The sequence below is a fragment of the Mycolicibacterium houstonense genome (assembly GCF_900078665.2).
Taxonomy (GTDB): Bacteria; Actinomycetota; Actinomycetes; order Mycobacteriales; family Mycobacteriaceae; genus Mycobacterium; species Mycobacterium houstonense.
Window position 1 is genome coordinate 1,617,915 of sequence record NZ_LT546207.1, and the last position, 11,376, is coordinate 1,629,290.

12 protein-coding genes are annotated in these 11,376 nt (G+C 69.5%); 6 read left to right on the forward strand and 6 right to left on the reverse strand.

The genetic code is table 11. From position 1 onward, the window contains the following. Positions 1-292, forward strand: a 292-nt coding sequence (locus BN4332_RS08130) for a M24 family metallopeptidase (RefSeq protein ID WP_160110823.1), incomplete at its 5' end; no start/stop codon positions are given. Between the two features lie 7 nt (positions 293-299). Here the strand turns inward: BN4332_RS08130 and BN4332_RS08135 are convergent. Then, on the reverse strand, positions 300-725 hold the full coding sequence (locus tag BN4332_RS08135) for a F420-dependent biliverdin reductase (protein ID WP_066897990.1): 426 nt from the start codon (positions 723-725) through the stop codon (positions 300-302). 86 nt (positions 726-811) lie between these two features. Between BN4332_RS08135 and dprE2 the strand changes: the two genes are divergently transcribed. The 5 genes from dprE2 (at position 812) to BN4332_RS08160 (ending at position 5,750) form a co-directional block, all read left to right on the forward strand. After that, complete coding sequence (dprE2, locus tag BN4332_RS08140; RefSeq protein ID WP_066897997.1) at positions 812-1,534, forward strand: decaprenylphospho-beta-D-erythro-pentofuranosid-2-ulose 2-reductase; 723 nt, start codon at positions 812-814, stop codon at positions 1,532-1,534. Then, a complete protein-coding gene (locus tag BN4332_RS08145; protein WP_066897998.1) occupies positions 1,531-2,712 on the forward strand; it encodes a bifunctional cobalt-precorrin-7 (C(5))-methyltransferase/cobalt-precorrin-6B (C(15))-methyltransferase in 1,182 nt (393 codons plus the stop codon). Before dprE2 ends, BN4332_RS08145 begins: the two co-directional genes overlap by 4 nt. Continuing rightward, positions 2,709-3,464 (forward strand): precorrin-4 C(11)-methyltransferase, encoded by a 756-nt coding sequence (gene cobM, locus BN4332_RS08150; protein ID WP_066897996.1) that lies wholly within the window; start codon positions 2,709-2,711, stop codon positions 3,462-3,464. The genes BN4332_RS08145 and cobM overlap by 4 nt, the downstream gene beginning before the upstream one ends. Next, entirely contained in the window at positions 3,464-4,180 is a 717-nt protein-coding gene (locus BN4332_RS08155) for a cobalt-precorrin-6A reductase (protein WP_066897991.1), read from the forward strand. Before cobM ends, BN4332_RS08155 begins: the two co-directional genes overlap by 1 nt. 28 nt (positions 4,181-4,208) lie before the next feature. Further along, positions 4,209-5,750, forward strand: coding sequence for an adenylate/guanylate cyclase domain-containing protein (locus tag BN4332_RS08160; RefSeq protein WP_066897992.1), 1,542 nt, complete (start codon positions 4,209-4,211; stop codon positions 5,748-5,750). An 8-nt stretch (positions 5,751-5,758) separates the two neighbouring features. On the opposite strand, the gene BN4332_RS08165 is transcribed toward BN4332_RS08160, so the two are convergent. The 5 genes from BN4332_RS08165 to BN4332_RS08185 all read right to left on the reverse strand — a co-directional run. Further along, positions 5,759-6,808, reverse strand: a complete 1,050-nt coding sequence (locus BN4332_RS08165; protein WP_435405190.1) for a phosphotransferase family protein — start codon at positions 6,806-6,808, stop codon at positions 5,759-5,761. A gap of 20 nt (positions 6,809-6,828) precedes the next feature. Beyond that, a complete protein-coding gene (locus BN4332_RS08170) occupies positions 6,829-7,467 on the reverse strand; it encodes a TetR/AcrR family transcriptional regulator (RefSeq protein WP_066897993.1) in 639 nt (212 codons plus the stop codon). A gap of 92 nt (positions 7,468-7,559) precedes the next feature. Next, positions 7,560-9,455, reverse strand: coding sequence for a hypothetical protein (locus BN4332_RS08175; RefSeq protein WP_066897994.1), 1,896 nt, complete (start codon positions 9,453-9,455; stop codon positions 7,560-7,562). Positions 9,456-9,507: 52 nt separating this feature from the next. After that, positions 9,508-11,016 carry a precorrin-2 C(20)-methyltransferase gene (locus BN4332_RS08180; RefSeq protein ID WP_066897995.1) on the reverse strand — a complete coding sequence of 503 codons (1,509 nt, stop codon included), beginning with the start codon at positions 11,014-11,016 and terminating at the stop codon, positions 9,508-9,510. Beyond that, positions 11,013-11,376, reverse strand: a 364-nt coding sequence (locus BN4332_RS08185; protein ID WP_200820280.1) for a precorrin-8X methylmutase, incomplete at its 5' end; no start/stop codon positions are given. The genes BN4332_RS08180 and BN4332_RS08185, both read right to left, overlap by 4 nt.

Below are 11,376 nucleotides of genomic sequence, written 5' to 3' on the forward strand. Positions count from 1 at the left end.
CGCCGAGCAGGTCGACGCGGCCGCCCGCGACGTGTTGGCCGCCGAGGGGCTGGCCGAGGCGTTCGTGCACCGCACCGGGCACGGCATCGGGCTGTCCGTGCACGAGGAGCCCTACATCGTGGCTGGCAACGCCCTGCCGCTGGAGCCCGGGATGGCGTTCAGCGTGGAGCCCGGGGTGTACTTCCCGGGGCAGTGGGGTGCCCGCATCGAGGACATCGTGGTGGTCACCGAGGACGGCGCGTCATCGGTCAACAACCAGCCGCACGATCTCGTCGTGGTGCCGGTGAACTAGGCGGGAACTAGCCCTCGCTGCGGTCCAGCAGTTCCGAGGAGCCCAGCACGCGCTCGATGCGCACCTCGATCACCACACGACGGGGATTCACCCGCGGGGTCCGGTACCGCTGGGCGTAGCGCAGCTCGGCATCGCGGACCGCATCGGGCTCGCTGCTGACCGTGGACTTGCCCTCGAGCGACAGCCAGCGGGCGCCGTCGACCTGGCTGAGCACCGCGATGCCGCGCTCCTGCGCGTTCACCGCCTTCTGCGAGCCGCCGTTGGTGATCACCCGCGCGATGTGCGTCTTGGGGTCGAAGGTGAACCCCACCGCCACGACGTGCGGGGAATTATCCGAGCGCAGCGTGGTCAACATCGCCAGGTGACGTTCGGTGAGAAACGCCAACGCGTCATTGGTGAGCTTGGTGGTTGCCCTGCCACGAGATGTAGCCATCGGGGTCCACGCTAGCGCAGGACATAATCGCTGCCGTGGAGGACACAGCAGACACGGCCGGGATTGCCGGCACGGATCGTGTCGTGATGATTTTCGGCGGCCGCAGCGAGATCGGTGTCGAACTCGCTGCTCGGCTGGCGGCCGGAGCGGTCGTGGTGCTGGCGGCGCGGCGCGCCGAGCAGCTCGACGAGCAGGTCGCCGCGGTGCAGGCCGCCGGTGCCGCGGCGGTGCATGCCGTCGAATTCGACGCCGACGACGTCGCGAGCCACGCCCGCCTGGTCGAGCAGCTCGAAGCCGCCCACGGACCGATCGACACCGCGGTGCTGGCCTTCGGCGTGCTGGGCGATCAGGACCGGGCGGAGGCCGACCCGGCCCACGCCGTGGCCGTCGTGCACACCGACTACGTGGCCCAGGTCGGCCTGCTCACCGTGCTGGCTCAGCGAATGCGCGCCAGGGACCGGGGCCGGCTGGTGGTGTTCTCCTCGATCGCCGGAGCCCGGGCTCGCCGGGCCAACTACGTCTACGGCTCGGCCAAGGCCGGCCTGGACGCCTTCGCCTCGGGTCTGACCGATGCCCTGCACGGTACCGGCGTGCAGCTGCTGATCGTGCGGCCTGGCTTCGTGATCGGCCGGATGACCGAGGGCATGGACCCGGCACCGTTCTCCAGCACGCCGGCGCAGGTGGCCGACGCCACCGCCAAGGCGCTGGCCCGGGGCAAACGCGCGGTGTGGGTGCCGTGGGTGATCCGGCCGATGATCTTCGTGACGCGGTTCGTGCCGCGGCCGGTGTGGCGCAGGATGCCGCGATGACGGGTCGCATCACCGTGGTCGGCATCGGCGCCGACGGGATGGCCGGGTTGTCGCAGGCATCCCGCGACGAGTTGGTGAACGCCACCGTGGTGTACGGATCGCCGCGGCAACTGGAGTTGCTCGACGACAGCGTGACACCGGATCGGCGGGAGTGGCCCTCACCGATGCTGCCGGCCCTGCCGACCTTGTTCGGCGACGGTGACGCGCACGTGGTGGCCAGCGGCGACCCGATGATGCACGGCATCGGCGCGACGCTGATCCGGCTGTTCGGGGCCGAGCAGGTGCGCGTGCTGCCGCACGTGTCGAGTGTGACGCTGGCCTGTGCCCGGATGGGCTGGACGGTGCCCGACACCGAGGTGATCAGTCTGGTCACCGCCGCACCGCACACCGCGGTGCGCCGCGGCGGCCGGGCGATCGTGCTGTCGCGCGATGCGCAGACGCCTGCGACATTGGCCCGGTTGCTCAGTGAAACCGGCCGCGGCGATTCGGAACTGACCGTGCTCGAGCAGTTGGGCGGTTCGGGGGAGCGTCGCCGTGAGGGAACGGCTGCGCAGTGGGCGGCGGCCGGTCCGGTTGACGTCGACGATCTCAACGTGATCGCGGTGACCTACCTTCCCGACGAACGGCGGTCCCAGGCGCTGCCCGACGACGCGTTCGCCCACGACGGCCAGCTCACCAAGCAGTCCGTTCGCGCGGTCACGCTCGCCGCGCTGGGGCCGCGGCCCGGGGAACTGCTGTGGGACGTCGGCTCGGGCTCGGGCAGCATCGCGATCGAATGGTCGCGCAGCGCACCGGGTTGCGCGGCGGTGGCATTCGAACGCGACGAGCAGCGGCGCGAGCGGATCGATGCCAATGTCAACGCCTTCGGGGTGCGCGTACAGATTCGTGGCGGTGCGCCCGAGGCCCTTGACGACGCCCCCGCGCCCGACGCGATCTTCATCGGCGGCGGTGTCACCCAACCCGGGTTGCTGCAGGCCTGCTTCGACCGGCTGCCCTCGGGTGGGCGGCTGGTGGTCAACGCGGTCACGCTGGAGTCAGAAGCAGTTGTCGCGCAATGGTATTCGAAGGAAGGCGGCGAGTTGCGGCGGTATCAGCACTATCAGGGCGGTGCGATCGGCGGGTTCACCGGCTGGCGTCCGGCGCTGCCGGTCACCCAGTGGTCGGTGGTCAAGCCGTGACGGTGTACTTCATCGGGGCCGGCCCGGGCGCCGCCGATCTCATCACGGTGCGCGGCGCGCGGCTGCTCGGCAGCTGCCCGGTGTGTCTCTATGCCGGGTCGATCATGCCCGACGACCTGCTGGCGTTGTGCCCGGCCGATGCCAATGTGATCGACACCGGGCCGCTCAACCTCGATCAGATCGTCGACGAGTTGGCCGCCGCGGACCGCGCCGGTCTCGACGTGGCGCGGCTGCATTCCGGCGACCCGTCGATCTACAGCGCTCTGGCCGAGCAGTGTCGCCGGCTCGACGAACTGGGCATCGGGTACGAGATCGTCCCCGGTGTACCGGCATTCGCGGCGGTGGCCGCCGCGCTGGGCCGTGAGCTCACCGTGCCCGGGGTGGCCCAGACCGTCACCCTGTCCCGGGTGGCCACCCTGTCCACGGCGATGCCCGACGGTGAAGACCTGCGCACGCTGTCGGCTCCGGGCGCGACGCTGGTGCTGCATTTGGCCGCGGCCCAGATCGACAACATCGTCCCGCAACTCGTCGACGGCGGCTACCGGCCCGAAACGCCTTGTGCCGTGGTCGCCTTCGCCAGCTGGCCCCAGGAGATCGTGTTGCGCGGCACGCTGGCCGACATCGCCGCGAAGATGCATGCGGCGTCGGTGACCAAGACCGCGGTGATCGTCGTCGGTGATGTGCTTGCCGCCGAGGGGTTTTCCGACAGTTACCTGTATTCCTCGGGCCGGCGCCGCGGAGCCACCCACTGATGAAGGTCCTGCTGCTCGGCGGCACCGGCGAGGCCCGTGCCCTGGCTTCGGCCTTACACCCCGGCGTCGAGGTGATCAGCTCGCTGGCCGGCCGGGTGCCGGATCCGGCGCTGCCGGTCGGCCCGGTGCGCATCGGCGGGTTCGGCGGCGTCGACGGGATGCGGAAGTGNGTCGACGCGGTCGTGGACGCCACACACCCCTTCGCCGCCACCATCACCGCGCACGCCGCGGAGGTCTGCGGCGAACTCGGGCTGCCGCACCTGGTGCTGGCCCGGCCGGCCTGGGCTCCGGGCGGTGCCGTCGTGGTGGGTTCGGACCGCGAAGCGGCCGAAACTGTGGCGGCCAACGGCTATTCGCGGGTGTTCCTCACCACCGGACGTTCCGGCACGAGGGTCTTCAAGGACATCGACGCGTGGTTCCTGATCCGTGCGGTCACCCCACCGGACCCCGACACGCTGCCGGCCGATCACGAGTTGCTGTTGTCGCGCGGCCCGTACGACTTCGACGGAGAACTGACGCTGCTGCGTGAGCACCGCATCGACGCGTTGGTGACCAAGAACAGCGGTGGCGCGATGACCGAGCCGAAACTGCGTGCGGCCGAGGCCGCGGGGGTGACGGTGGTGATGGTGGACCGCCCGCCGCTTCCCCCCGGCGTACGGACGGTGGCGACGGTCGAGGAGGCGGTGGCCTGGATTCGGGCCAAAACCGCAGGCTGAAGGGCTCAGCGGCAGTAGGCTCCGAATTGTGGCGGAGACGTCATACGCTCAGTGCGGCGGTCTGAGTCTCGCCTACCAGGTATTCGGAGACGGACCCGTCGAGCTCGTCTACGCCGGGTCGTTCGTCAGCCACATCGAGCTGTTCTGGACCATGCCCGAATTCGAGGCCTTCATGGAGCGGCTCTCTTCGTTCTGCCGTGTGCTGTTGTTCGACAAGGCCGGCGTCGGGTTGTCGGACCCGGTTCCGCAAGTGCGCACACTCGATGATCGCGCGGCCGAGATCGAGGCCGTGATGGACGCCGCCGGGTTCGGTCGCGCGGTGCTCTTCGGGGTCAGCGAAGGTGGTCCAGCCACCACGGTGTTCGCCGGAACCCGGCCCGAGCGGACGCGTGCCCTGATTCTCGCCGGCACGTTCGCGTACTTCGGCGTCGTCGACTGGGATGACTTCGACCGCGATCCGGCCGAGCTGCGTGCGCGCGTCCTGTCCGAGATGGAGGAGGTCTACACCCCCTCGGTCGCGCAGTTTGCCGCCTTCCAGGAGTTCGGCCGTGCCAGTGCGTCTGAATGGGGCACCGGCGCAGCCCTCAAACACTTGTTGCCGGCTTTCGGGTCGGTCCGCCGGCTCGGGATGTTCGAGCGCATGAGCGCCAGTCCGGGAATGGCGCGTGCCACTCTGGAAGCGGCATTCCGGATCGACGTCCGGCCCATCCTGCCGACGATCGCCGCGCCGACTCTTGTCATCCATGCCAGCGGGGATCTCGTTCCGGTCCAGGGCGGCAGGTATCTCGCCGACCACATACCGGGCGCACGCATGGTCGAAGTCGACGGCACCGACCACGTGCCCTGGATCACCAAACCCGACGAGATCACCGACGAAATAGAAGAATTCCTCACCGGAACGCACGCCGCGCCATCGCAGTCGCACCGTGCCCTGCGCACGGTGTTGTTCACCGACATGGTCGCGTCCACAAAGCACGCCGCTGCCGCCGGTGACGAACGCTGGCGTGCGGTGCTGCATCGAATCGGCGAGATCACTGCCGAACTCACCGAGCGATTCGGCGGCACCGTGGTGAAGAGCACCGGTGACGGTCACATGGCCACGTTCGACGGGCCGACACAGGCCATCCGGTGTGCCGAGGCGGTTCGAGCTCAGACAGAGACCATGGGCATCGAGATACGTTCGGGTATCCATACCGGTGAATGTGAACTGCTGGATGGCGATATCGGGGGAATCGCGGTTCATATCGCGGCGCGCATCCTCGGGAAGGCCGGCGCGGGGGAGATCCTGGTGTCCAGCACTGTCCGTGACCTGGTCGTAGGCTCCGGCACCGGGTTTGCGGATCGCGGCGACGTCGAGTTGCGCGGGGTGCCCGGTACCTGGCACCTGCTGGCGGTCGATCGCCATGGAGCCCGGGCCGGAACAGCCGAAGCGGAACTGGCATCGGTACCCACGCCCGGGCCCAGGCCCACGATGCGCCGATCGGATCATGCGATGGCGGTGATGGCGAGACGGATGCCACGGATCGTGCGCGGGATCGCCCGGGTCAGCCCGGGCGCCCGCTTCACGTGACCTTCGGGTCAGTCGCTGATCAGGTCGAGCGTGCCGAGCTCGCGGATGGCCTGGCAGCCGCGCTGCGCCATCACCACCATCATGTCGTCCCCGCGCTCGGTGGAGTTGGCGAATGCGGTGCCGAGCACGGTAATCAGTGGCGCCTGTAGCATGCCCAAACGGTAATCCTGCCAACAGGTTTCGCGGTCGTATCCGGTGACGCCGTGGGACAGCAGGCGGTCGTGGTAGGCCGCAACCAGGTCGGCCTCGGTCGAGGCGCGGACGGTCGGATCCAGGCTGGTTGCGGTGAAGTACGACAGGTCGCGGGTCGGCAGGCCGGAGCCGAGGGTCTGCCAGTCCACCACGGTGATCCGGGTGCGGTCTGGATCGAACAGCATGTTGTCCAGGCGGTAGTCGCCGTGCAGGATGGCGAATCGGTCCGGTTCGGCCAACAGCCAGGGCGTCACCACGGACATCGCCCCGCGCATGGTGTCCTGATCCTCGGCGCTGAGCCGGCCGCCGAGCTTGTCCAGGGTGATGTCGGCCGCCATCTTGGCGACGTCACCGAATCCCTTGGCGGAGTCGGGCTCCGGCTTGGGCATCGCGATTCCCGGAAAGTTCGCCCATTGCGGGTCGGCCCATGTCGGCCCGTGCAGATCGGCCAGCGCCAGCACCGCCAGGGTGGCCTCGTCGGGTGTGCACCCGGCGATCTGATCGCCCTGCTCTGCCGGTGCCATGTCCGCCAGCAGAAGGACGAAATCAGCTCCCTCGTCGGCGATTTCGCAATGGTGGCAGTGCGGGACCGGGATCTGCACGTGGCCGGCGACGTTGGTGTAGAAGGCATGCTCGGAGCGGTAGCCGATGGTGACGCGATCGCGCACCGTCTCATCCTGTGACGGCAGCTTGACCGCGAAAGTCGCCGGCAGTCCGGCGTCGCCCCGATAGATGACCGAGACTCGGTAGGTGGCACCGGTCTGACCGGTGCCGATCGGTGCGGTCTGCGCCGATGCGACGTCGGCGCCCAATACCGTCGACAGCCACGCCGGGGTCACCTCGGTGGGCGTGCTCGGGATGGCCATGGGCATCGAATCCGTCGCGGTCACTGCGTCGTTCCGTAAATCGCGCCCATCCACATTGCCTCCGCACCTTCCAGCAGCTGTTGCCGCGACAGGGGCCCGCCGACGATGAACCGTTCGACAAGCCGATCGTTGAATTCGATGAGCAGGTTCGCCAGCACCGCTGCGTCGGTGCCGTCGGGGGCGCGGCCAGCGGTCCGATCGGCGGTGATCACCGCGGCGACGGTGGGGACGAAGGATTCCCGGGCCTGGTCCCACAGCTCGCGGACGGCCGCGCTGGAGCCGCGGGCCTCCAGCATCGCCTGCACCAGATACCGGTGATCCTCGGCGGTCCGCAACACCGCCTCGATGGTGTCGTGGACGCGGTCACGCGGCGGCCGGGTGGAGTCGGCAAGGATGTTGTTGGCGGCGAACAACGCGTCGTACATGGGCTCGACCAGGGCGGCGACGGCCGCGGCCTTGTTCTCGAAGTAGAAGTAGAACGCCGAGCGGCCCACACCGGCCTGCCGCGCCACCTCGGCGATGTTCAGCGCGTCGAAACCGGTCTTCTGCAGGTGCTCGTTGAGCGCGTCAAGGATCGCGGAACGCCGCTGATCGCTGCGTTGCGGTTGCCGTCGGTCGACCGGCGACCGAACGCCTGCGCCGTGCTGCGCCGTCGACATGAGGGTGGGCCTCCATCTACCGGATGTGACGCCGGACACTAATCGCCGTTCTGACAGTCGTCAATGTTTGTCGACAGATGTCAGACGGCTCTTCACGTCCGCGCCGTGAGGTCGTGGTCGATCAGCCGCCGCAGTTCCTCGGACGCGGCCGCCCGCGCGGCGTCGGCGTCCTGACGCAACCCGCGGATCTGCGCGTCGAGCTCATTGACCCGCCCTTGTAGTTGTTCGAGCTGCTCGACCTGGCGACGCCGCAGGTCGCCCTCGGGACCGTCGGAGCCGAGCACGGTGAGCTGTTCGGTGATGCGGCTCTGCGCGGAGTAGTCCTCGGCGCGGGCGTATTCGAGGCGTTCGCGCTCGGCGTCGAGCCGGCCCGCCTGCTCCCAGCGCCGCAGCACGCCGGCGAGTTCGTTCACCGTGGTCCCATCCAACGACCGCCCGGCCAGCCATTCCTCCAACTGACGCGGTGAGAGCTCCTGGTAATCGATGTGGCTGTAGACCGGCCAGGTTTCCAGCACCGTGGCTTCCACGGCCTGATGCCCGGGCACCGAGACCCGGATCCGGTGCCAACGCCCGTCGTCGTCGATGTCGGCAACACCGTCCAGCGGGGTGATCCGGTGCCCACGGACGCGGAGGAGTTCGAAGATGACGTCGACGGCGTCGTCATGATCGTTCTCGGCGCGCAACGTGTAGCGCTTCTCGACGCGCTGCTCCTCGACCACGGCGTCGGCGGCCAGGCGCACCCGGGCCGTCACCGTGTCGGCGGTGCTCGTGCCGCGGCAGCGCACCGCGAGATCCTTGGCGAACGCCAGCCGCACCTTGGCGTCGCGCGCGGTGAACGGCACCATGGCCTCGCCGGCGTAGCTCTCCTGTCGGTGGTCATCGCGCTCGTAGATGACGGCTGGTCCCTCTTCCAGCACCACACCGGTGGTATTGGTGAAGGCCAGCACCACATCGGGGGCCGGCGCACCGTCCCGCCAGACCAGTTCGCGGCGGACGCCGTCGACGGGGGATACGGCCAACGGGACCATCGCGGCCCCGCCCCGTTTCAGCGACACCGGAGCCGTCAACCGGTACTCGAAATGCTCACCGCTGTCGGCGGTTTCGACGTCGGCGACCGCATCCGCGTAGGCTTCGAAGGCTCGGCCGGCCTGCGGCATCGCGGCCGGCGCAGGCGTTTCGGGTGCGACGCCCCGGGTTTTCCGGTCGATGGCGACGCGTTCGGGCTCCTGGACCACCGCCCGCCGTACCTTTCTGCCGTGGTACAGGTCGATATCGAACGAGATCGGTTGTCCGGTGGTCAAAGTCAGCGAGACGTCGGTGAGATCCTCGTCGATCGGGTTGTGCACGATACCCATGGCCGCCACCACCAACGCCTCACCGTCACGCACCAATCGATACGAGACCCGCCACATCGGCGCCGGCACGATGTAGGACAGGCGGGCCTGCTCGGCCCAGCCCCGGATCTGCACCGTCACCCGGCAATCCTGGCCCGCGGTCGCGGCACGCGAACGGTCGATCAGATACGCGAGATCGGCCCTGGACGGGTCTTCGGCCAGGTCGATCCGGTCGGCCTCGGCGAGATCGACCAGACTCACCGCACCGGCCTCGGTTCGCAGCACCAGCACGCGCCGGTTCTCGCCGGAGTCGTCGAGCCCGATGACCTCGCCGTGGTGACGGCGGTCGCCGCATCGGACCTCGACGGAGCGGCCGCGCAGGGCCTCGATGAGTCCGAGCAGTGCTCCGCCCGGTTCCAGCAGCAGGTTGCGGTCGGCCAGTTCGGTGCGTGGATCGGTCGGGCTGTCGAACGCGACGGTACCCATCGACGCCTGCCCGCCCGTGATGTCGACCGACAAAGACTTCAACACGTCTTTCATGTCGTCGCGGCGAAACGTCAGCTCGAAGTCACCGTTGACGGGCCCGCTCCGGCTGACGTAGGCCACACCGTGCTTGTACATGACGAGGCGGTCCACCGCCGGGCGTGCGCTCATGCCGTGACCCTAGCCGCACCGCGAAATCCGGTGGGGGAGTCCGGCGGACGGATCAGCTCGGGTAATGCCGCGGCGTGAACACCCGATCGCCGTCGACGTCGCTGTACCACTGCGTCTGTGACGAGCCGATGATCAGCATGGTCCGCATGTCCACCCGCGCCGGGTCCAGATCGGCGAGCCGCACCACCGTCACGCGTTCACCGGCGCCGGGCTGGGCCCCGGACACGGCGCGCGCGACGATCACCGGGGTGCTGGGATCGCGGTACTCCAGTAGCAACTCGCGCATGGCCCCCACCTGCCATGTCCGGGTCTTGGAGGCCGGGTTGTAGATCGCCAGCGCCAGATCGGCCTTGGCCGCCGCGGTGAGCCGCTGGGCGACCACCTCCCACGGCTTGAGCCGGTCGGACAGCGAGATCACCGCGTAGTCGTGACCGAGCGGGGCGCCGACCCGGCTGGCGACGGCCTGGGCCGCGGTCATCGCCGGGATCACCCGGACCTGAACACCGGGCCACTGCTTGGCCTCTTCGAGCACCGCCGTGGCCATCGCGAACACACCCGGATCACCGGAGGACACCACGGCGACCGTGCGGCCCTCCTGGGCCAGTTTGCAGGCCAGCTGGGCGCGGGCCGGCTCGTCGGTGTTGTCGCTGGGGTGGTGGTGTTGTCCGGCGCGGGCCCCGACGCGGTCCAGGTACGGTCCGTAACCGATCAGATCCGTGGCCGCGGCGAGCTCACGGCGGCTCTGCGGGGTCATCCAGTCGGAGTCGCCGGGACCGAGCCCCACCACCACGACACTGCCTCGGGTGTCGGCGGACCGGGACCGCCCCGGCACCATGGCCAGCGAGAAGTACGGGACCTTGGTCTCGGTCGATGCACTGCCGACCTCGCGGGCCGGGGACACCCGCTGCCGCTCCGTGCTGGCCCGCTCCACGTAGTAGGCCTCATCCAGCCGGCCGGTCGATTCCAGCGCGTTGCGCACCCGGGTGTAGGAGCGGCCCAGCTTGAGTACGACGGCTGCGTCGGTGTCGGCCAGGCGGCGCTCCAGCTCAGCGGTCGGCAAGGTGCCCGGCAGGATCGTCAGCACGTCGTCGCCCTGCACAAGCGGGGTACCGGTGGCGGCCGAGGCGGCGCTGACCGAGGTGACGCCGGGGACGATGACGGCGTCGAACCGCTCTGTGAGGCGGGTGTGCATGTGCATGTAGGAGCTGTAGAACAGCGGATCGCCCTCGGCCAGCAGGGCAACGTCGCGGCCGGCCTCCAGGTGGGCGGCGATCCGCTCGGCGGCGGCGGCGTAGAAATCCTCCATGGCGCCGACGTACCCGCCGGGATGGTCGGTCGTCTCGGTCGTGACGGGATAGACCAGGTGTTCTTCGAGCTGTCCCTCCCGCAGGTACGGCTCGGCGATGCCCCTGGCGATGCTGTGCCCGTGTCTGGCGCTGTGATAGGCCACCACGTCCGCGGTCCCGATCAGCCGGGCCGCCTTCACCGTCACCAGCTCCGGATCGCCCGGGCCGAGCCCGACGCCGTAGAGCGTTCCGCGCTTGGTCGTCTCGCTCGTCATTCCTGTTCACTCGCAATCGAATTCACGGCGGCCGCAGCCATCGCGCTGCCACCGCGCCGGCCGGTCACCACCAGGTAGGACATGCCCCGCGGGCGTGCGATCAGCTCGTCCTTGGACTGGGCCGACCCGACGAACCCGACCGGCCCGCCCAGGACCGCCGCGGGCACCGGGGCGCCCTCGTCGAGCAGCTCCAACAACCGGAACAGGGCGGTGGGCGCGTTGCCGATCGCGACCACCGCACCGCCGAGGCGCTCGGCCCACAGGTCGACCGCTGCCGCCGAGCGGGTGCTGCCCAGCTTCGCCGCCAGCTCCGGGGCGCGCGGATCGGCCACCAGGGAGACCACCTCGTTATCGGCGGGC